The sequence below is a fragment of the Streptomyces sp. MBT53 genome, from assembly GCF_016654115.1.
GTDB lineage: Bacteria > Actinomycetota > Actinomycetes > Streptomycetales > Streptomycetaceae > Streptomyces.
Genome location: NZ_JAEQAZ010000004.1, coordinates 1 through 19,097, shown reverse-complemented (window position 1 = coordinate 19,097; position 19,097 = coordinate 1). Strand labels below are relative to the sequence as shown.

Here is a 19,097-nt window from a genome sequence, read left to right as displayed (position 1 = left end):
CCGAAGGAGGGCTCACCTTGAGCAGCATTTCCACATCCCGTCCGGTGTCCACGCCGGTTGTCCTGCCGATCTCGAAGTCGATCGTCTGGCTGGTCGGCACCGCGCTGATCGCGCTGGCCGTCTACTACTTCGTCGGCGTCGACCAGGGCGCCGTGTCGGTGTTCGGCAACGACATGCACGTCCACGAGTTCGTCCACGACGCCCGCCACTTCCTCGGCTTCCCCTGCCACTGACCCTCCGCCGGCAACTGGACGTACGGACAACTCGACATGGAAAAGAAGCTCATACTGCGCGGCGTTCTCGCCGGCGCAGTCGCGGGCCTGCTCGCCTTCGTGTTCGCGCGGATCTTCGCCGAACCACAGATCGGCAAGGCCATCGACTACGAGAGCGGCCGTGACGCCGCCCAGAACGTGCTGGACAAGGCGGCCGGACTGCCCGTCGAGGGCCACGAACACGAACTGTTCAGCCGCACCATCCAGGCCAACGTCGGCATAGGCGCCGGCATGATCCTCTTCGGCATGGCGATGGGCGCCCTGTTCGCCGTCGCCTACACCGTCTGCCTCGGCCGCACCGGCGGTCTGCGGGCCCGCAACCTCGCGCTTCTCGTCGCCGCCGGCGGCTTCCTGGGCATGTACCTGGTGCCGTTCCTGAAGTACCCGGCCAACCCGCCCGCGATCGGCCACGAGGAGACCATCCAGCAGCGCAGCGCGCTGTACCTGATCATGGTCGTGTGCTCCGTCGCCTTCCTCGCGGGCGCCGTCTATCTCGGCAAGCGGCTCCAGGCCCGCTTCGGCAACTGGAACGCCAGTCTCCTCGCGGGTGCCGCGTTCGTCGTGGCGATCGGGATCGTCATGCTGCTGCTGCCGCAGCTCGGCCATCTGTCGTACAACAAGGCCAACTTCGGCAACCAGGCCACCGAGACGCCGCTGCCGCTGAAGGACTCGAAGGGCACCATCGTCTACCCGGGCTTCCCGGCCGACGTGCTGTTCAACTTCCGCTTCTACTCCGTCGCCGCGCAACTCGTCCTCTGGACGGCCCTCGGCCTCGTCTTCGCCCCGCTCGCCGAACGGCTCCTCAAGCCCGCGCGCCCGGACGCCGCCACCCCGTCACAGGAGCCGGACCCCGTCCCGGCGTGACCAACTCCCCATGTCGAGCGCGGTGATCGAGAAGAACACCGCGCTCGGCGCGTCACACCGTGCGGGCGACTCCGACGTACAGCGGGATCCGTTCGGTCCCGCTCGGCTGTTCCCCGGCTTCGGGATGCCAGCGCGCCGCGAGTTCTATGCCCGGTTCGACAAGCTCAAGTCCCGTGAAGAACGCGGTGAATTCGTCGCCCGACCGTACCTGCGCGGGCGTGCCGCCCCTGCGGTAGACCTCGACGACCCGTTCCCAGGTCTCGGGATCGAAGTCACCGGTCGCGTGGGAAAGGGCCAGGTAACTGCCGGGCGCCAGTGCCGCGACCAGTTCGCCGACGATGCCGTGGGGATCGTCCTCGTCGGCCACCAGATGCAGAAGTGCCACCAGGGACAGGGCGACCGGCTGCTCGAAGTCCAGCACCTCCTTCGCCGCCGCGAGGATCTTCGCCGGCTCTCTCACATCGGCCTGGATGTACGTCGTACTCCCCTCAGGCGTGCTGTGAAGCAGCGCCTCGGCATGTCTGAGGACGATCGGGTCGTTGTCCGCGTAGACCACGCGGGCGCCGGGCTCGACGGCCTGGACGACCTGGTGGAGGTTGGGCCGGGTGGGTATCCCGGTACCGATGTCGAGGAACTGACGGATTCCCCGCCCCGCCAGCAGCCGGGATGCCCGGTGCATGAAGTCACGGTTCACCCGGGCCATGTGCCGGACAGCGGGGAACAGGGCGATGACCCTCTCCGCGGCTTCCCAGTCGACGGGGTAGTTGTCCTTGCCGCCGAGGAAGTAGTCGTACATGCGGGCCGATTGGGGTCTGCTCGTGTCTATGCCGTCCGCACCTAATCCGGCAGGTGTCATTCCGGTCCTCCTGTGATCCGTCGGCCAGCAGTGTGCCACGACGCCCGCGACCCGATCTCCAACTGGGCGATATCCACAGGGTGTTGGCCTAGTGCACGGAGAACCCGCCGTCCACGAAGACCGACTGGCCGGTGACATAGGCGGAGGCGCGGCTCGCCAGGAACACCGCGGCGCCCGCGAAATCTTCGGCAAGTCCGTTGCGCCCGACCATCGTTCGGGCGGCCAGCGCCGCCACCTTCTCCGGGTCGTCCGACAGCCGCGCGTTGAGCGGCGTCATCACGAACCCCGGCACCAGCGTGTTGCAGGTGACGCCGTACGGCGACCACGCCTCGGCCTGCGACCGGGCCAGCGACTCCAACGCCCCCTTGGACACCCCGTAGGCGCCGCTCTGCACGAACGCGCGATGCGCCTGCTGGGAGGTGATGTGGATGATCCGCCCGAAGCCCCGCTCGGCCATGCCCGGACCGAAGCGCTGCCCCAGGAGGTAGGGCGCCTCCAGGTTCACCGCCATCGTGGTGTCCCACACTTCCTCGCCCAACTCGCCCATCGGCGGCCGGAGGTTGATCCCGGCACTGTTCACGAGAATGTCCGGCTCACCGAACACTCCGGCCGCGGCCTCCGCCGCCGTACGCACTCCGTCACGGGTCCCCAGATCACCGCTCACCCACGCGGCCCGGCACCCCTCCGCCACCAACTCCTCGACGGTGGCGGCCAGTTCAGCCTCCTTTCGGGCCACTACGACGACCTGGGCCCCCGCCCGCGCGAGCGCCCCGGCGACCGCCCGGCCGATGCCGGAACTGCCGCCCGTCACCACGGCCACCCGGCCGTCCAGCGCGAACATGTCGAAGAGATAGTCGCGAGAGATCATTCCCGCAGCCTAGGCGCCCGCCCCGGCGATGCGGCCCCGGGGGACGGGCCTCTCGCACCGGCGGCACCAACTAGGTACCATCGACCCATGCCATCACTGAATGTGTCCTTCACCGAAGAGGAACTCGACGGAGTGCGCGCCGCGGCCGCGGCCGAGGGCAAAAGCCTCAAGCAGTACCTGCACGACCTCGGCGTCCGCGAGATGCAGCGCGGGAGGTTCGTCGCCGGCGCGTCCTTGTGGGCCGAGCGGCTGCGCGGCGAGTTCGACGACGCCTTCCCCGAAGAGGTGCCGCCCTCCGAGCGCGGTGGGGCCGCGGCCGCCTGATGCACCTGTACATCGACGTCTCCTGGCTGCTCGACGTCCAGGAGGCCGCCCTCTCCGACGAGGACATGTCGGTCTCGGACTACTCCGCGCTCGTGGCCGCCGTGGCCCGGCACAAGACCAAACTGCCGACCCTCGCCGCCGCCGACCCGGACGCTGCCTGGCGGGCCGCCGCGCTCATGCACACCATCGTGCGCCTGGAGCCGCTCCCGCACCGCAACAGTCTGTACGCAGCGTTCGTCGCCGCCCAGTACATGGGCCAGTCCGGCGAGGGCATCGACCCGCCCTACGGCGCGCTCTCCGAACTCGTCCGCAAGATCCGCGACACCCGCGTCGGTGTCGTGGCCGTCGCCGACCAGCTGCGCTCCTGGAAGGTCTGACCTGGTCCTTCCCGGGTCCTCGCGCCCGGGTGGCCCTACCGCTGCGTACGCTGGACCCGTGTCAGCCGCCCGCCTCCGCCGTGTCGCCGTCCTCGTCCTCGAAGGCGCCAAACCGCTCGACGTCGGCATCCCCGCGCAGGTCTTCACGACACGGGCGAGCATGCCGTACGAGGTGCGGCTGTGCGGGGCTGCTCCCGGTCTGGTCACTGGCGGCGACGGCCTGTCGTACCACGTCGCCGACGGCCTCGACGCGCTGACCTGGGCCGACATCGTCTTCGTCCCCGGCTACCGGTTCCCGGACCGTGAGGACCCGCCGCAGGCCGTCCTCGACGCGCTGATCACCGCCCACGACCGGGGTGCACGGCTCGCCGCGATCTCGACCGGCGCCTTCGCGCTCGCCGCCACCGGCCTGCTCGACGGCAAGCGGGCGACGACCCACTGGCACTACACGCGGGCACTCGCGGCCAAGTACCCGCTCGTCAAAGTCGACGAGAACGTCCTGTTCGTCGACGAGGGCAGCATGCTGACCTCGGCGGGCGCCGCCTCCGGCATCGACCTCTGCCTGCACATCCTGCGCGGCGACCTCGGAGTGGCCGCGTCCAACCACGCGGCCCGGCGCCTGGTCGCGGCCCCCTACCGCAGCGGCGGCCAGGCGCAGTACGTGCCGCGCAGTGTGCCCGAGCCGCTCGGCGAACGGTTCGCCGCCACCCGCGAGTGGGCACTGCACCGACTCGGCGAGCCCCTCACCCTCGAAACACTGGCCCGGCAGGCCGCGGTCTCGCCGCGCACCTTCTCGCGGCGCTTCGTCGACGAGACCGGCTACACGCCGATGCAGTGGGTCATGCGCGCCCGCATCGACATGGCCCGCGAACTGCTCGAACGGTCCGAGCGCAGCGTCGAGCAGATCGCCGCCGACGTCGGCCTCGGCACCGGCGCGAACCTCCGGCTGCACTTCCACCGCCTGCTCGGCACCACACCGAGCGAATACCGGCGCACCTTCGCACAGGGGGAGTAGCCGAGACGGCGCGACGGCTACTCGCCTCGGCTACGGCTTTGGCGAAATCCTTTTGAACCGTGGCGATCGCGCCACTGTCACCGCCGGTCGCCACGCGCGAGCCTGGTGTGGAACCGAAGGGACTTCACTTATGACTCGCATCGCCATCAATGGATTCGGCCGCATCGGACGCAATGTGCTGCGCGCCCTGCTCGAACGCGACAGCACCCTCGAAGTCGTCGCCGTCAACGACCTGACGGAGCCCGCCACTTTGGCCCGGCTGCTCGCCTTCGACACGACGTCCGGCCGGCTCGGCCGCCCGGTCTCCGTCGACGGGGACACCCTTGTCGTCGACGGCCGGCGTATCAAGGTGCTCGCCGAGCGCGAGCCTGCGGACCTGCCCTGGGCCGAGTTGAATGTCGACCTCGTCCTTGAGTCCACCGGCCGTTTCACCTCCGCCAAGGCCGCTCGCGTCCACCTCGACGCGGGTGCGCGCAAGGTCCTCGTCAGCGCGCCCTCGGACGGCGCCGACGTCACGCTCGCGTTCGGGGTGAACAACGACGCCTACGACCCGGCCACGCACACGGTCGTGTCGAACGCCTCCTGCACGACCAACGCGCTGGCGCCTCTGGCCGCGGTGCTCGATGAACTCGCCGGTATCGAGCACGGTTTCATGACCACGGTGCACGCCTACACGCAGGAGCAGAACCTGCAGGACGGCCCGCACCGCGACGCCCGCCGCGCCCGTGCCGCCGCGGTCAACATCGTGCCGACCACGACCGGCGCCGCCAAGGCGATCGGTCACGTCCTGCCGAACCTCGACGGCAAGCTGTCGGGCGACTCGATCCGGGTACCCGTGCCGGTGGGCTCGATCGTCGAGCTCAACACCACGGTTTCCCGCGACGTGACCCGCGAGGACGTGCTGGCGGCCTACCGCACCGCGGCCGAGGGACCCCTCGCGGGCGTCCTGGAGTACTCCGAGGACGCACTCGTGTCCTCCGACATCACCGGCAACCCGGCCTCGTCGATCTTCGATTCGGCCCTCACCCGCGTCGACGGCCGTCATGTGAAGGTCGTCGCCTGGTACGACAACGAGTGGGGCTTCTCCAACCGGGTGATCGACACCCTGGAACTCCTCGCCGCCGGCTGACAACGACAACGCGGGGCGGGTGACCTTCGTCCGCCGGTGTGACCCGTGCTGCCGTAGTGTCTGGCCATGTCCGAGTCGCCCCGCCCCGTTCCGCGCGCGCCCGCCGTCCTCCGCCGAGCCCGTGAACTCGGGCTCGGTATCGGCGACTTGCCCACGGGGACGCACAACGCGGTCACGGACGTGCCCGGGATCAGGGTCGGGCACACCACACTGATCCGCCCGCCGCACGTGCACAGCGGCGTCACCGCGATCGTGCCCGAAGGAGTGGGCCCCGCAAGCCCGTTGCCCGCAGGGGTGTTCGCGGGCAACGGCTACGGCAAGCTCCTCGGCACCACGCAGCTCGCCGAACTCGGCGCGCTGGAGACCCCGGTGCTGCTCACCTCGACGCTGTCCGCCTTCCGGGTCGCCGACGCTCTCGTCGGCTGGGTCCTGGAACGGCCCGAGGGAGCGGACGCCCGGAGTGTGAACCCCGTGGTGGGGGAGTGCAACGACGGTCTGCTGTCCGACATCCGGTCGCGTCCGGTCCGCGAGGAACACGTCCGCGCCGCACTCGACTCCGCGTCCGCCGGGCCGGTCGCCGAGGGCTCGGTCGGCGCGGGCACCGGCATGACCGCGCTCGGCTTCAAGGCCGGCATCGGCACCTCGTCGCGACGCGTACCGCTCGCGGGCCGGGAGACGACGCTCGGTGTGCTGGTGCAGGCCAACTTCGCCGGCATCCTGCGAGTACGCGGCCGTACGGTCACTCCCGCAGACGTGGGCGTCCCCGCCGAGGAGTCCGATTCCGGTTCGGAGACCGGCTCCTGCATGGTCGTGGTCGCGACCGACGCGCCCCTCGACGCCCGCCAACTGACCCGGCTCGCCCGCCGAGCCGTCTACGCGCTGGCCCGGGTCGGTGCGGGTTACGGCCACGGCAGCGGCGACTACGGCCTCGCGTTCGGCACCCGTCCTCTGGGCACGCCCGCCGGACCGGCGGTGGTGCCCGACGCCGGGCTCGATGTCCTCTTCGGCGCGGTGCTGGACGCCGTGGAAGAGGCGGTCCTGAACTCACTGCTCACCGCGACCCGGGTGACCGGGCCGCGCGGGCACACCCGTTGGCCGCTGCCCGCGACAGCGCTGCTCAGTCTGCTGGGGTGAGGGTGCGCTCGTACCACGTGCCCTGCTTGCCACCGATCTCGGACGGGAGCGCGCGGCCGACCGGGACGAACCCGGCCTTGGCCAGCACCTTCTGGGACGCGATGTTCTCGTCCGAGGTGGCCGCCCGGAGCATACGCAGACCGTGCCGTGACGCCGCCAGCCGGCACAGTTCCTCGACGGTCGCGGTGGCCACACCCTGCCCGGCTACGTGCTGTGCCACCCGGTAGCCGAGGTCGGCGCTGCCGCCCTCGACGAGGTCGAAGAGATTGAACCTGCCGAGGACCGAGCCGTCCTCGTCGACGAGTACGTGGAAGGCGCAGATCCCGGCTTCCTGCTCGGCCAGCAGGGCGTCGTACCGGTCGGAGAAGCGCTCGAAGTAGCTGTCGCCGCGGTCGGTGACGGAGGCGGCGAAGTAAGCGCGGTTCGCCAACTCGAAGGCCAGGACCGCCGGGGCATGATCGGCGCGCAGCCGCTGCAACTCGGGCACCGCCCGACTCTACCCAGGCGGGCCGCCGGCGCGGCAAGTCGCTTTCTGACGCGGATCACACCGGGGTCGACCGGCCGGACCGCACCGGGTTCGAAGGTCGCGTGCAGCTCCCGGACGAGGATCTCCGCGGGCTCGGTCGCACCGACCCGGTGTTTGGGAGTCCGCCCGGGCAGTCGTTGAGCACCCAGGACCACCCATGACCCCCGATGACCGCGGGGCCGGAGCCTCAGCCGGGCTCCAGTCCCGCGTCCCGCGCGAGCAGCGCCGCCTGTACCCGGTTCTCGCACCGCAGCTTCGTCAGGATCCGGCTGACGTACGTCTTCACCGTCGCCTCGCTCACATGGATCCGCTCGCCCGCGTCGGCGTTCGACAGGCCCTCGCCAAGCAGTGCGAGCACCTCCAGTTCGCGGGTGCTCAGTGTCTCCAGCCGCCGCCGCGCCTCCGCGCGGCGCGCCGCGGACTGCCCCGAGGCGAGCGAGTCGACCACATGGCGGGTGGCGGCCGGCGACAGATACGCGTCCCCGGCCGCAGCCGCCCGCACCGCCTGGATCAGCTCGGCCGGCGCCGAGTCCTTCAGCAGGAACCCGGCGCCCCCCTGGCTCAGCGCACGCAGTACGTTCTCCCGCTCGCCGAACGTCGTCAGGATCAGCGGTCGTACGGCCGGTGCCGCTCGCCGCAGCTCGGCCAGTGCGGACAAGCCGTCCAGCACGGGCATCTGTATGTCCAGCAGTGCCACGTCGACGGAGTGGGCGCGGACCAGGTCGACGGCCTCGCGGCCGTTGGCCGCCTCCGCCACGACGTCGATGTCGTCGGCGGAGGTGAGGATCATCCTGATGCCCGCCCGGATGAGCGGTTCGTCATCCGCGACGAGGACTCTGATCACGACTCTCCTGCAGGACGTGCGGCGATGGCTGCTACTTGACCAAGTAGGCCTTTTTCTCGATCAGTTTGCCGTCCTTGAAGCAGAAGCGGTAGGCAGGCATCTTGTCCCCCTCGTTCGGCCAGTCCTCCGTCGACAGGTAGGTCGCGCACGTCGCCCCCTGCGGCACGGCGGGTGTCCGGTCGTCGTCTATGGCCCCGGCCAGGAACGACTTACCGTGCGGCAACCTGTCACGCACCGCCGTCTCGGTGTCTCCGACCTTCACGGAGTTGTAGACGGACGGCTCGAGCATGAGCTTGTCGGACTCCTTCTCCACCAGGTTGACGACCAGCACGACGGCCAGCACTCCGAGAACCAGGAAGGCCACCACTGCGGCACCGCATCCGATCACAATGCCTTTCCCCTTGCGTCCCATGGCGATGTCGAACTCCTTCTGCCTGTCCGGCGCGCCGGACCAGTCGATGTCCGCACCACCGTCGCCGGGCACCACCCCTTCGCTCTGCCCCCGGAAGTCGTTCGCCCCATCGACGAACGTCGTTCCTTTCCGTGCCGAGTCCGCTCGCCGCTGGTCCCCGCCCGGCGTGCGCGGCGGGGGGCCGTACGGCAGCACGCCCGCGACCCGGAACCCGCCCTCGGCCGTGGAGCCCGTATGCACCATGCCACCGACCAGCCGGGCCCGCTCCTGAAGGCCGGTGAGGCCCTGCCCGCCGCTGACCACGGTGTGCCGTCCGCCGCCGGCCGCCACGGGTATCGGCCCGTTGGCGACCTCGACCACCAGGGAGTCCGGCTCGTACCGCAACTCCACGGCGATCGCGGCCCCCGGCGCGTGCTTCAGGGCATTGGTCAGCGCCTCCTGCACGATCCGGTACGCCGCGTGATCGGCGGCGGGGGTCAATGGCCGTGCCTCGCCCACCCTCCGTAGCTCCACGGCCGAATGCACGCCTCGCGACGCCGCCACCAGGTCGGTTATCCCCGCCACACCCCTGGCCGCGGGCTCCGGGTCGGGCTCGTGTTCCCGGGCCCGGTCCGGTGTGCCGTCGTGCAGGATGCCGACGGCCTCGCGCAGCTCGTGCATCGCGGCCACGGACGCCTCCCGCAGGACGCCCACCACCTCGCGCTGGCCCTCCGTCAGGTCCCGGTCCACCTCCAGGGCGCCCGTGTGGACGGCTATCAGCGCCAGTTGGTGACCGAGGCTGTCGTGCATGTCCTGCGCGATGCGCTGCCGCTCACGCAGGCGCGCGTGGGACGCGATGATCTCGCGTTCGCGCAGCAGTTGCGCGTTGTGCTCGTGCAGCGCGTGCACCAGCCTGCGCCGCTGCGCGCGGTAGCGACTGGTGAGACCGGGCACGACCGTCGTCGCCAGGAACGCGAGCGCGGTGAACACCAGTGTCTGCGCCGCCAACAGGTTGAAGGGCGCTTGGCTGACGGACAGCCCCGTGAAGAGGACGAACGCGGTCCCGAACAGCGCGAGTGCCCGTCGCGGCGCCTCGATCCGCGCCCCCGCCGACCAGCTCGCGGCCATCAGTACGACCCCGAAGGTGCCGAGCGCACCGGCGATCGCACCAGTGAGAACCAGCACGGTCGCCGGGAAGGACCGTCGCAGCAGCGAGAGCACCACGGCGGTCACCGCCGCCGCGATCATCCGCGGTGTACCCGCGTCGGCGAAACTCAGCATCGCGAACAGGCCCAGTACCAGAGCCAGCACCGTCTCGCCGACGATCTGCCGCCGGGACCACAGATGTGCCGCCCCCAACTGCTTCCGGACCTCGCGCGCCTTCGTCTTCACGTCCACGCGCCAACGGTAGACATCACCGCCCGCGCGCACAGCCTCCGTTCGTCGCGACCACGAGCGACCAAAGTCGTACGGCGGTCCGAGTGAGCGGCGGGCTCGGGCATGTGTTGTCCATGTCCCTCCCCTCGTAGCGTGAAGACCGTGACTGCAGGGGAAGTTGGGAGTCATCCTGGAGAAGCGACGGAAGTTCGATCCGGAGTTCCGTGAGGGGGCGGTACGGATCGTCCCGGAGACCGGTAGGACGATCGCGGAGGTCGCCGAGGACCTGGGGATCAACGAGACCCTGGCGAGCTGGGTCTCCCGCGCCCGTCGGGCGGTTGCGGCGGGAGAACGCCCAGCTCAAGGGGGACAACAAGCATCTGGTCATGGAGCGTGATGTCCTCAAACGCTGCATGGTCCTGTGGGTGTAGCAGCCGTGGCGGACCCGGAGTGAGCTGCGCAGACAGCACCTGACGGACGCGGTCAAGGAGGAGTTCGACGGCTCCGGTGGCACCTACGGCTCGCCGAAGATCTGGATCCAGCTGATGAGGCAGGGCTGGCGGGTCTCGGTGAACACCATTGCGAAGATCATGTCCGAGTCCGGCCTGATCGCGCGGAAGGTGCGCAGACGGCGAGGGCTGACCCGGCCGGGCGAACGGCCGGCCGCCCCGGACGTCGTGCTCCGCGACTTCACCACCGAGGCGCCCGACCTGGTCTGGTGCGGGGACATGACGGAGATCGAAACCGGTGAGGGCAAGCTGTACCTGGCCACGGTCATCGATCTGTTCTCCCGCCGCCTGCTGGGCTGTGCGATGGGTGCCCGTCACGATGCCGAACTGGTCGTCGCCGCTCTGCACATGGCCGTGGCGACCCGCGGCGGGGACGTGCGCGCTGTCATCTTCCACACGGACCGCGGCAGCGAGGGTGGATTCAACTGGTCGTCGCAACACTCTGATCTCGGAGGTTCCGCCGGGCCTGTCGCCGGCTGGGCGTCTTCCAGTCCATGGGCCGGGTCGGTCCGTGTTTCGACAAGGCCGTCAGCGAGGCGTTCAACAGCGTGCTGAAGGTCGAGTAAATCCACCGGCACACCTTCGCCACACGCACCGAGGCCCGCGTCCGGATCGCGACTTGGATCACCGCCTTCCACAACGCCCGTCGGCTGCAAAGCGTTTGCGGCTGGAAGAGCCATATCGACTGCGAACACGACTACTGGGCCAGCCTCACCGAGGACCTGCAAGATCCCCGACAGCGGCACCTACTCAGCCCACCGGTGGCGGCCCGCTGGTTCCCCGCACCACCAGCTTCGGGTCCAACACCGCCTCGCGTGGGTCCCGTTCGGGGTCCGCCAGCCGTTCCACGGCGAACCGCACCGCATGTTCGGCCATGAGTGCCGCGTCCTGGCGCACGGTGGTCAGGCCGATCGGCATCAGGTGGGAGAGGTGGCTGTCGTCGTATCCGACGACGGACAGGTCGCGCGGCACCTCGATGCCGGCTCGGGTCAGGGACATCAGCAGGCCCATCGCGCTGCGGTCGTTGCCCGCGAGGACCGCCGTCGGTAGCGGCCGTCCCTGCTCGCGTTCCGCCGCCAGGAGAGCGCCGGTCTCGATGCCGGACTGCTCGGTGTGCTCGCCGGGGATGACCCGCACCTCGGACTCCAGGCCGTTGCGGCGCATCTCGGCCCGGTAGGCGCGCCGCCGCTCGGCCGAGCCGGGGCCCCGGCCGCCGTCGATGTGCACGATCCGGCGGTGCCCCAGTTCGACGAGGTGGTCCATCGCCTGACGGATGCCCTTGCCCTCGGCGGAGTGCACGAAGTCCACGTGCGCGTGCGCGACCCGGCGGCTCACGGAGACGGCGACCGTACGGCGCCCCAACTCGTCGAGGAAGGCGGGCTCCGCGAAGGAGCCGAGCAGGATCACCGCCTCGCAGCGGTGACTGAGGAGCGCCTCGACGGCCTTCTCCTCGCTGCGGCCCTGGGTCGCGCCGGACAGCAGGACCTCGTAGCCGAGGCGTTCGGCCTCGGGGTAGATGCCCTCGATCAGGTTCGTGTGGAAGGTCTGCTGCACGGTGAACATCACGCCGAGCGTGCGGCTGCGACCGCGTGCGAGCAGCCGGGCCGCGCTGTCGGGCCGATAGCCGATCTCGTCGGCGACTCGCAGCACCCGCTGCCGGGTTTCCTCACTGGCGCCCGGCTGGTTGCGGAACACGATGGAGACGAGCGCCCGCGAGACGCCAGCCTTCGCCGCGACGTCCGTCATCGTGGGCCGCTGCTTGCCCGATCCGTCCACCCTGTGACCCCACCCTCCGACGTCGCCCACCTTAGGGCCTGTCTGGCGGCGATCTGGAAATCTCCCGGCACCAGGCTATTGACATGACATTTGGACAGGGGTCATCGTACTGCACTAGAGCGCGCTAGTAGCGCGCGACAGCAAGACTTGCGTGGCAGTTCCCCGGAGTCTCCGGAACGAAAGGAATCCCAGCGTGATGCCGTTCGACGTGCTGACCATCGGCCGCGTGGGAGTGGACGTGTATCCGCTCCGGACGGGCGTGGGACTGGCGGAGGTCACCTCGTTCGGCAAGTCCCTCGGTGGCAGCCCGACGAACGGGTCCTGCCCGACGCCGACCTGGAGTTCGCCGCCAACCACATCACGGCGGGTGCCTACGGCTCGGCCGGCGAGCGCTGCATGGCGGTCTCCGTGGCCGTGGCGGTGGGCTCGGCGGCCGACGGACTGGTCGAGGCGCCGGAGCGCAAGGCCCGCGAGGTGAAGGTGGGCCCCGGAAACGCGCCCGGCACCGAAATGCGCCCCCTCGTCACCAAGGCCGCCCAGGAGCGGGTCGAGAACGCTGTCACCACCGCCGTCACGCAGGGTGCCACCGGCGTTGTCGACGGCCGCGGCCTCAAGATCGACGGCCACGAGGACGGCTTCTTCACCGGCCCCTCCCTCCTGGACCACGTCACCACCGCCATGGACGCCTATCAGCAAGAACTGTTCGGGCCGGTCCTCGCGATCATCCGCGTCGACACCCTCGACCAGGCCATCGACCTCATCGACGCCAACCCCTACGGCAACGGCACCGCCCTCTTCACCGCCTCCGGCGAAGCCGCCCGCCGCTTCCAGCGCGCCGTCAAGGTCGGAATGATCGGCATCAACGTCCCCGTCCCGGTCCCCATGTCGTACTACTCCCTCGGCGGCTGGAAGGACTCCCTCATCGGCGATTCCGCCGTCCACGGCCCCGACGGCATCCGCTTCTACACCCGCCCCAAGGTCGTCACCACCCGCTGGCCCCAGCCGGCCCAGCAGCACACCGCCGCCGGCTTCGACTTCCCCACCTCCAGCTGAATACCGCCCTCTCCGTTCCTCTCCCCGAAGGAGCACGTCATGGCAACGGCGCCATCCTCCCTCCGCACCATCGCGGGCAACCTGTGCCTGGGATCCGCCCCCGACTCCTGGGGCGTCTGGTTTCCCGAGGACGAGCACCAGGTGTCGTACACCCGCTTCCTCGACGAGCTGGCCGAGGCCGGCTACGAGTGGCTCGAACTCGGGCCCTACGGCTATCTCCCGACCGATCCGCAGCGACTGAAGGAAGAACTGGAGTCCCGCGGGCTCCAGGTCTCCGGCGGTACCGCCTTCGGCGCGCTGCACCGCCCCGAGGCGTGGGACGAGATGCTCGCCCACGTCCGTCAGGTCGCCACGCTGACCGCGGCCGCGGGAGCGCACCACCTCGTCCTCATCCCGCCCATGTACCGGGACGAGAAGACCGGCGCGTTCACCGAGTCCCCGGAGCTGACCGCCCAGCAGTGGGCGGGCTTCGGCCACAACGCCGACCGACTGGGCAAGCTGCTGCTGGACGAGTACGACGTACGGCTCGTCATCCACCCGCACGCCGACAGCCACATCCAGACCCAGCCAGAGATCGAGCGGCTGCTGAACGAGTCCGACAGCCGTTACACCAACCTGTGCCTGGACACCGGGCACGTGGCCTACGGCGGCGGCGACAACCTCGACCTGATCCGCCGCTTCGGTGAGCGTGTCGGCTACGTCCACATCAAGCAGATGGACCCGGAGATCCTCGCCCAGGTCGCGGCCGAGGACCTCTTCTTCGGGGAGGCCGTCAGACGCGGGGTGTGCGTGTCGCCCCCGGCCGGCGTGCCGAACCCCGCCGACGTGGTTGCCGAACTCGCCCGGCTGGACGCCGAGTTGTTCGTGATCGTCGAGCAAGACCTCTACCCGTGCGCGCCCGACGTACCACTGCCCATCGCGGTGAGTACGCGTGAGCACCTGGCCGGTTGCGGTCTGACCGGAGTGCGACGCCCGAACACCAGCCGGTAGACGGCGGCCCATCACCGTCATCGCCACCTTCGGCGGACTCCGCTTCAGCTACGACAACCGAGTCATCAACGGCGCCCTGCCCCAGAGGAGCGACGACCTCGGCCTGGCCCCGGTCACCGACGCGCTCCTGCCTGATGCCACGCCGGGCGCGTTTCCCTTGGCCCCCTTCGGCCTCCCTCTGATCCCCATGAAGGAACGATCATGACCGTACGTGTAGGAGTCATCGGCGCCGGCTGGATCGGCAAAGAACACATCCGGCGCCTCACCGACACCGTCCCGGGTGCCCGTGTCACCGCGGTCACCGACATTGACCCCGCCCGCGCCGAGGACGCAGCGGCACCGGTCGGTGCCCGCGTGCTGTCCGACGGCGCGACCCTCATCGCGGCGGACGACGTCGACGCGGTCCTCGTGACGTCCTGGGGTCCCACTCACGCCGAGCACGTGCTGACCGCGATAGCCGCCGGGAAACCGGTGTTCTGCGAGAAGCCGCTGGCCACCACGGCCGAGGACTGCCTGAAGATCATCGAGGCCGAGCAGGCGCACGGCCGCCGCCTGGTCCAGGTCGGCTTCATGCGCCGATACGACGCCGGATACCGGCAGTTGAAGCAGATCATCGACTCGGGCCGCATCGGCGCACCGCTGATCGTGCACTGCGCCCACCGCAACCCGACCGTCCCCGAGTCGTACACCTCCGCCATGGCCGCCCTGGACACGGCCGTGCACGAGGTGGACGTACTGCGCTGGCTGCTCGACGACGAGATCATCTCCACCCAAGTGGTCACCCCGCGCGCCACGAGCAGGCGGTTCGCCCACCTCAAGGACCCGCAGATCATGCTCTTCGAGACCGCCAAGGGCGTCCGCATCGACCTGGAGGTCTTCGTCAACTGCCAGTACGGCTACGACATCCACTGCGAGGCGGTGGGCGAGGAGGGACTCGTCCGCCTGCCCGACCCGGCCGCCGTCGGCCTGCGCACCGCGGGAGCGCACAGCACGGAGGTGCTCACGGACTGGGTGGGCCGCTTCGCGGACGCCTTCGACACGGAGTTCCGCGAGTGGATCGCGGGCATCGCCGCCGGCACCGAACCCACCGGCCCCTCGGCGTGGGACGGCTACGCGGCCACCGTCATCACCAGCGCGACCGTCGAGGCCCTGGAGACAGGCACCGTCGTCGCCACCGACCTCAAGCCCCGACCCGCCTTCTACGGAGGTGCCGCGTGAAGATCGCCCTCGACCCCTACATGTTCCGCGCCCTGCCCATCGACGACATGGTGCGCACGGTCGCCGAACTCGGCTACGAATACATCGAGTTGTCGCCGCGCGACGACTTCATGCCGTTCTTCCTGCACCCGCGGGCGGACGACGAGCGTGTGGCGGAACTGAAGAACTCCCTGCGCACGTACGGCGTCCAGCTCTCCTCCGTGCTCCCGCTCTACAAGTGGTCGTCCCCGGACGAGACGGAGCGACAGGCCGCTGTCCGTTACTGGAAGCGGATGATCGAGATCACCGCCGACCTCGAATGTCCGCTGATGAACTCGGAGTTCAACGGCCGCCCCGAGCGAGCGGCCGACAGCGAGGCGGCGTTCTGGCGCTCGCTGGAGGAACTGCTGCCCCTCTTCGAGCGGGAGGGCATCGCCCTCAACCTGGAGGCGCACCCCGACGACTTCTGCGAGGAGAACACCCCCGCCGTCGATCTCGTCCGTGCCGTCAACAAGCCCTGGGTGAACTACCTGTACTGCGCCCCGCACTCCTTCCACCTGTCGGGGGCTGATCCCGCTGGCGACATCGCGGCGATGATGCGCTACGCCGGCGACAAGCTCCAACACGTCCACATCGCCGACTCCTTCAACCACAAGGGCTCCTCCGGCCTGCGCTACATCCTCAACCCGCCCGGCACCACCGCCCGCGTCCACCAGCACCTCGACATCGGTCAGGGCGAGGTCGACTGGGACGCCTTCTTCGGCACCCTCCGCGAACTCGACTTCGACGGCGTGGCCACCGCCTGCGTCTTCGCCTGGGAGGAACGCGCCCGCGAGTCCTCGACGTTCATGCTCGACCGCATCACCAAGGAACTCACCGCGTAGCGAAGACGTACGTACCCCAAGAGCGCAGCGGCGCCGTGACCCGGGCGGCGCAGACTCCCCGTCATACCCCGGTCAACAGCGCTTGTCGGCACGGACATCGACCGTGCCGGACCTCGCCCATGCCCAGTACCTTCACCGCGGGCAGCGAGGTATCTGCGGCCCGAGGTCCCGCACGGCCCGGCCACGTCCCCGCAGTCGGCGACGAGTCGCGGACGAGGCGGTCCTGCGTGCGATGGACGCCTCGGGGGAGCGCTGTACATCTTGTCGATACGTCCTGACAAATCTATTGACATCGCCCCTGGGGCGTTCAATAGTTCGTTCACTAGAGCGCGCTAGTAACGCGCTCTAGAAAGCGAGAACCGGCACACACCCACGGCTGCCGCAGACACCACCTCCCCGCCGTACACGGCATCCCCGAACCGCTCGCCCGCCTCCCCGGGCCGAACAGAGCTCTTTCGGCGAGGCCGGAACTCCATTCCCACCCTGATCAGCACAGTGAGGTGCAAGGGACATGCACAGAAACCACCGAGCCGCCGCTCTGACCGCCACCCTGATGGCCGGCGCCCTCTTCGCCGCCGGCTGCTCCAGCAGCTCCGGCGGCAAGAAGTCCGAGGACAACGGCGCGGCGGCCTCCGCGGGCAAGGCCAGTACGCCCCGCATGACGGTGGCCATGGTCACCCACGCTTCGCCCGGCGACACCTTCTGGGACCTCGTCCGCAAAGGTGCCCAGGCCGCGGCCGCCAAGGACAACATCAAGCTCGTCTACTCCTCCGACCCCAGCGCGGGCAACCAGGCCAACCTGGTCCAGAACGCCATCGACCAGAAAGTCGACGGCATCGCCCTGACCGCCGCCAAGCCCGACGCCATGAAGGACGTGGTGGCCAAGGCCAGAGCGGCCGGCATCCCGGTCGTCGGCTTCAACTCCGGTGTCAGCGACTGGAAGAAGCTAGGCATGCTGGAGTACTTCGGCCAGGACGAGAACATCGCCGGGCAGGCCTTCGGCCAGCGCCTGAACCAACTCGGCGCCAAGCACGCCCTGTGTGTCATCCAGGAACAGGGGCAGGTCGCGCTGGAGGCCCGCTGCGCCGGCCTGAAGAAGGGCTTCAGCGGCAAGACGGACATCCTCTATGTCAACGGCACCGACATGCCGTCGGTGAAGTCGACGGTCACCGCCAAGCTCACCCAGGACAAGTCCATCGACCAGGTGGTCACCCTCGGCGCCCCGATCGCGCTGACGGGGATCCAGTCGTTGTCCGACTCGGGCAGCAAGGCCAAGCTCGCCACCTTCGACCTCAACCAGGAGCTGGTCAAGGCCGTCCAGGACGGCAAGGTCGAGTTCGCGGTCGACCAGCAGCCTTACCTTCAGGGCTACTTGGCGGTCGACTCTCTGTGGCTCTACAAGACCAACGGCAACTTCAGCGGCGGCGGCACCGCGCCCGTCCTCACCGGGCCGGCCTTCATCGACAAGACCAACGTCGACACCGTCGCCAAGTTCGCCGCCAACGGGACTCGGTGATGAGCATGACCCAGCACGCCGAGCCGGCGGTGACCTCACCGCCGGCCTCCGGCCTCAGGACGACGGACGGCCGGACCTCCGAACGGCCCCTGGCGCTAAGGCTGTTGGCGCGCCCGGAGGTGGGTGTCTTCCTCGGCGCGGCAGCGGTGTACGTGTTCTTCCTGATCGCCGCTCCGCCCGTGCGGGACGGCGCCTCGATGGCGAACATTCTCTACAGTTCGTCGACCATCGGGATCATGGCCCTGCCGGTGGCACTGCTGATGATCGGCGGGGAGTTCGACCTCTCCGCCGGTGTCGCGGTCATCACCTCCGCGCTGACCGCGAGCATGCTCAGCTACCAACTCACCATGAACGTGTGGGTCGGTGTGATCGTCGCGCTGCTGGTGTCGCTGGGGATCGGTTTCCTCAACGGCTGGATGGTCGTCAAGACCGGGCTGCCGAGCTTCCTGGTCACCCTGGGCAGCTTCCTGATCCTCCAGGGCGTCAACCTCGCCGTCACCAAGCTGGTCACCGGCAACGTCGCCACCGACGACATCAGCAACATGGACGGCTTCGACCAGGCCAAGAAGGTCTTCGCGTCCTCGTTCGACGTCGGCGGCGTCAACGTCAAGATCACCATCATCTACTGGCTGGTGTTCGCGGCGATCGCGACCTGGGTGCTGCTGCGCACGAAGTACGGCAACTGGATCTTCGCGGTCGGCGGCAACAAGGACTCGGCACGGGCCGTCGGTGTGCCCGTGGCGTTCACGAAGATCTCGCTGTTCATGCTGGTCGGCTTCGGCGCCTGGTTCATCGGCATGCACCAGCTGTTCTCCTTCAACACCGTGCAGTCCGGCGAAGGTGTCGGGCAGGAGCTGATCTACATCTCCGCGGCCGTCATCGGCGGCTGTCTGCTGACCGGTGGTGCCGGCTCCGCGATCGGCCCGGTGTTCGGGGCGTTCATGTTCGGCATGGTCCAGCAGGGCATCGTCTACGCCGGCTGGAACCCCGACTGGTTCAAGGCGTTCCTGGGCGTGATGCTCCTGGGCGCCGTCATGATCAATCTGTGGGTGCAGCGCACCGCGACCCGGAGGTGACCTCGATGACCGACAACACGACCGGCACCCACGGTGCGATCCTGACCGACACGCCGCCCACGGACGGGGACCACCCCCTCGTCCAGCTCCGCAACGCGGGCAAGTCCTACGGCAATGTC

21 protein-coding genes and 4 pseudogenes are annotated in these 19,097 nt (G+C 69.4%); 18 read left to right on the top strand and 7 right to left on the bottom strand.

The genetic code is table 11. The features are described 5' to 3' along the window. Positions 1-17 precede the first annotated feature (17 nt). Positions 18-233 carry a CbtB domain-containing protein gene (locus JHN45_RS02585; RefSeq protein WP_043260168.1) on the top strand — a complete coding sequence of 72 codons (216 nt, stop codon included), beginning with the start codon at positions 18-20 and terminating at the stop codon, positions 231-233. A gap of 36 nt (positions 234-269) precedes the next feature. Further along, on the top strand, positions 270-1,136 hold the full coding sequence (locus tag JHN45_RS02580) for a CbtA family protein (protein ID WP_201047803.1): 867 nt from the start codon (positions 270-272) through the stop codon (positions 1,134-1,136). Positions 1,137-1,188: 52 nt separating this feature from the next. On the opposite strand, the gene JHN45_RS02575 is transcribed toward JHN45_RS02580, so the two are convergent. Both JHN45_RS02575 and JHN45_RS02570 read right to left on the bottom strand, forming a co-directional pair. Continuing rightward, on the bottom strand, positions 1,189-1,992 hold the full coding sequence (locus tag JHN45_RS02575) for an SAM-dependent methyltransferase (RefSeq protein WP_201047802.1): 804 nt from the start codon (positions 1,990-1,992) through the stop codon (positions 1,189-1,191). Between the two features lie 88 nt (positions 1,993-2,080). Continuing rightward, positions 2,081-2,860 carry an SDR family NAD(P)-dependent oxidoreductase gene (locus JHN45_RS02570; protein ID WP_201047801.1) on the bottom strand — a complete coding sequence of 260 codons (780 nt, stop codon included), beginning with the start codon at positions 2,858-2,860 and terminating at the stop codon, positions 2,081-2,083. Between the two features lie 87 nt (positions 2,861-2,947). Here JHN45_RS02570 and JHN45_RS02565 point away from each other — a divergent pair, with 87 nt between their 5' ends. The 5 genes from JHN45_RS02565 to JHN45_RS02545 all read left to right on the top strand — a co-directional run bounded on the left by JHN45_RS02565 (position 2,948) and on the right by JHN45_RS02545 (position 6,839). After that, on the top strand, positions 2,948-3,184 hold the full coding sequence (locus JHN45_RS02565; RefSeq protein ID WP_201047800.1) for a hypothetical protein: 237 nt from the start codon (positions 2,948-2,950) through the stop codon (positions 3,182-3,184). Then, positions 3,184-3,561, top strand: a complete 378-nt coding sequence (locus JHN45_RS02560) for a hypothetical protein (protein ID WP_019075518.1) — start codon at positions 3,184-3,186, stop codon at positions 3,559-3,561. The genes JHN45_RS02565 and JHN45_RS02560 overlap by 1 nt, the downstream gene beginning before the upstream one ends. Positions 3,562-3,619: 58 nt before the next feature. Continuing rightward, positions 3,620-4,576, top strand: coding sequence for a GlxA family transcriptional regulator (locus JHN45_RS02555; protein WP_201047799.1), 957 nt, complete (start codon positions 3,620-3,622; stop codon positions 4,574-4,576). A 130-nt stretch (positions 4,577-4,706) separates the two neighbouring features. Next, positions 4,707-5,705, top strand: a complete 999-nt coding sequence (gene gap, locus JHN45_RS02550; protein WP_200708485.1) for a type I glyceraldehyde-3-phosphate dehydrogenase — start codon at positions 4,707-4,709, stop codon at positions 5,703-5,705. Between the two features lie 66 nt (positions 5,706-5,771). Next, a complete protein-coding gene (locus JHN45_RS02545) occupies positions 5,772-6,839 on the top strand; it encodes a P1 family peptidase (protein ID WP_201047798.1) in 1,068 nt (355 codons plus the stop codon). Here JHN45_RS02545 and JHN45_RS02540 read toward each other — a convergent pair. From JHN45_RS02540 to JHN45_RS02530, 3 genes are all read right to left on the bottom strand, one after another. Continuing rightward, a complete protein-coding gene (locus JHN45_RS02540) occupies positions 6,823-7,326 on the bottom strand; it encodes a GNAT family N-acetyltransferase (RefSeq protein ID WP_201047797.1) in 504 nt (167 codons plus the stop codon). The genes JHN45_RS02545 and JHN45_RS02540 overlap by 17 nt on opposite strands. A 226-nt stretch (positions 7,327-7,552) precedes the next feature. Continuing rightward, the gene (locus JHN45_RS02535) at positions 7,553-8,209 is read right to left on the bottom strand and encodes a response regulator transcription factor (protein ID WP_201047796.1); all 657 of its coding nucleotides are present in this window, start codon (positions 8,207-8,209) and stop codon (positions 7,553-7,555) included. Between the two features lie 31 nt (positions 8,210-8,240). Beyond that, entirely contained in the window at positions 8,241-9,998 is a 1,758-nt protein-coding gene (locus tag JHN45_RS02530; protein WP_307783025.1) for a histidine kinase, read from the bottom strand. A gap of 157 nt (positions 9,999-10,155) precedes the next feature. On the opposite strand from JHN45_RS02530, the gene JHN45_RS02525 reads away from it, so the two are divergent. After that, a complete protein-coding gene (locus tag JHN45_RS02525) occupies positions 10,156-10,374 on the top strand; it encodes a transposase (protein ID WP_236583183.1) in 219 nt (72 codons plus the stop codon). A gap of 58 nt (positions 10,375-10,432) precedes the next feature. Further along, positions 10,433-10,549: pseudogene (locus JHN45_RS54610) on the top strand (transposase); the annotation flags it as partial. Here the strand turns inward: JHN45_RS54610 and JHN45_RS52740 are convergent. After that, positions 10,492-10,707 (bottom strand): hypothetical protein, encoded by a 216-nt coding sequence (locus JHN45_RS52740; protein ID WP_236583182.1) that lies wholly within the window; start codon positions 10,705-10,707, stop codon positions 10,492-10,494. The pseudogene JHN45_RS54610 and the gene JHN45_RS52740 overlap by 58 nt on opposite strands. Here JHN45_RS52740 and JHN45_RS02515 point away from each other — a divergent pair. After that, positions 10,706-11,041 (top strand): DDE-type integrase/transposase/recombinase, encoded by a 336-nt coding sequence (locus tag JHN45_RS02515; protein ID WP_201047794.1) that lies wholly within the window; start codon positions 10,706-10,708, stop codon positions 11,039-11,041. The two genes, JHN45_RS52740 and JHN45_RS02515, sit on opposite strands and share 2 nt — an antisense overlap. Positions 11,042-11,236: 195 nt before the next feature. Here JHN45_RS02515 and JHN45_RS02510 read toward each other — a convergent pair whose 3' ends face one another. Continuing rightward, complete coding sequence (locus JHN45_RS02510; protein ID WP_201047793.1) at positions 11,237-12,232, bottom strand: LacI family DNA-binding transcriptional regulator; 996 nt, start codon at positions 12,230-12,232, stop codon at positions 11,237-11,239. A gap of 226 nt (positions 12,233-12,458) precedes the next feature. Between JHN45_RS02510 and JHN45_RS52735 the strand changes: the two are divergent. From JHN45_RS52735 to JHN45_RS02475, 8 genes and pseudogenes are all read left to right on the top strand, one after another. After that, positions 12,459-12,578, top strand: a pseudogene (locus JHN45_RS52735) (5-dehydro-2-deoxygluconokinase); the annotation flags it as partial. Continuing rightward, positions 12,578-13,315, top strand: a pseudogene (locus tag JHN45_RS02505) (aldehyde dehydrogenase family protein); the annotation flags it as partial. The pseudogenes JHN45_RS52735 and JHN45_RS02505, both read left to right, overlap by 1 nt. Positions 13,316-13,354: 39 nt before the next feature. Beyond that, positions 13,355-14,305 carry a TIM barrel protein gene (locus JHN45_RS02500; RefSeq protein WP_201047792.1) on the top strand — a complete coding sequence of 317 codons (951 nt, stop codon included), beginning with the start codon at positions 13,355-13,357 and terminating at the stop codon, positions 14,303-14,305. A gap of 201 nt (positions 14,306-14,506) precedes the next feature. Beyond that, complete coding sequence (locus JHN45_RS02495; protein WP_201047791.1) at positions 14,507-15,523, top strand: Gfo/Idh/MocA family protein; 1,017 nt, start codon at positions 14,507-14,509, stop codon at positions 15,521-15,523. Next, complete coding sequence (locus JHN45_RS02490; protein ID WP_201047790.1) at positions 15,520-16,386, top strand: sugar phosphate isomerase/epimerase family protein; 867 nt, start codon at positions 15,520-15,522, stop codon at positions 16,384-16,386. The genes JHN45_RS02495 and JHN45_RS02490 overlap by 4 nt, the downstream gene beginning before the upstream one ends. Positions 16,387-16,897: 511 nt before the next feature. Next, complete coding sequence (locus JHN45_RS02485) at positions 16,898-17,902, top strand: sugar ABC transporter substrate-binding protein (RefSeq protein ID WP_201047789.1); 1,005 nt, start codon at positions 16,898-16,900, stop codon at positions 17,900-17,902. Next, the gene (locus JHN45_RS02480; protein WP_201047788.1) at positions 17,902-18,978 is read left to right on the top strand and encodes an ABC transporter permease; all 1,077 of its coding nucleotides are present in this window, start codon (positions 17,902-17,904) and stop codon (positions 18,976-18,978) included. Before JHN45_RS02485 ends, JHN45_RS02480 begins: the two co-directional genes overlap by 1 nt. A 5-nt stretch (positions 18,979-18,983) precedes the next feature. Then, a pseudogene (locus JHN45_RS02475) lies at positions 18,984-19,097 on the top strand (sugar ABC transporter ATP-binding protein); the annotation flags it as partial.

What these genes read in the sequence shown, in the direction of transcription:
- JHN45_RS02495 (WP_201047791.1), top strand. Translation starts at nt 14,507, where the DNA reads ATGACCGTACGTGTAGGAGTCATCGGCGCCGGCTGGATCGGCAAAGAA.
- JHN45_RS02575 (WP_201047802.1), bottom strand. Translation starts at nt 1,992, where the DNA reads ATGACACCTGCCGGATTAGGTGCGGACGGCATAGACACGAGCAGACCC.
- JHN45_RS02515 (WP_201047794.1), top strand. Translation starts at nt 10,706, where the DNA reads ATGACGGAGATCGAAACCGGTGAGGGCAAGCTGTACCTGGCCACGGTC.
- gap (WP_200708485.1), top strand. Translation starts at nt 4,707, where the DNA reads ATGACTCGCATCGCCATCAATGGATTCGGCCGCATCGGACGCAATGTG.
- JHN45_RS02485 (WP_201047789.1), top strand. Translation starts at nt 16,898, where the DNA reads ATGCACAGAAACCACCGAGCCGCCGCTCTGACCGCCACCCTGATGGCC.
- JHN45_RS02480 (WP_201047788.1), top strand. Translation starts at nt 17,902, where the DNA reads ATGAGCATGACCCAGCACGCCGAGCCGGCGGTGACCTCACCGCCGGCC.
- JHN45_RS02570 (WP_201047801.1), bottom strand. Translation starts at nt 2,860, where the DNA reads ATGATCTCTCGCGACTATCTCTTCGACATGTTCGCGCTGGACGGCCGG.
- JHN45_RS02580 (WP_201047803.1), top strand. Translation starts at nt 270, where the DNA reads ATGGAAAAGAAGCTCATACTGCGCGGCGTTCTCGCCGGCGCAGTCGCG.
- JHN45_RS52740 (WP_236583182.1), bottom strand. Translation starts at nt 10,707, where the DNA reads ATGTCCCCGCACCAGACCAGGTCGGGCGCCTCGGTGGTGAAGTCGCGG.
- JHN45_RS02565 (WP_201047800.1), top strand. Translation starts at nt 2,948, where the DNA reads ATGCCATCACTGAATGTGTCCTTCACCGAAGAGGAACTCGACGGAGTG.
- JHN45_RS02510 (WP_201047793.1), bottom strand. Translation starts at nt 12,232, where the DNA reads ATGACGGACGTCGCGGCGAAGGCTGGCGTCTCGCGGGCGCTCGTCTCC.
- JHN45_RS02500 (WP_201047792.1), top strand. Translation starts at nt 13,355, where the DNA reads ATGGCAACGGCGCCATCCTCCCTCCGCACCATCGCGGGCAACCTGTGC.
- JHN45_RS02545 (WP_201047798.1), top strand. Translation starts at nt 5,772, where the DNA reads ATGTCCGAGTCGCCCCGCCCCGTTCCGCGCGCGCCCGCCGTCCTCCGC.
- JHN45_RS02560 (WP_019075518.1), top strand. Translation starts at nt 3,184, where the DNA reads ATGCACCTGTACATCGACGTCTCCTGGCTGCTCGACGTCCAGGAGGCC.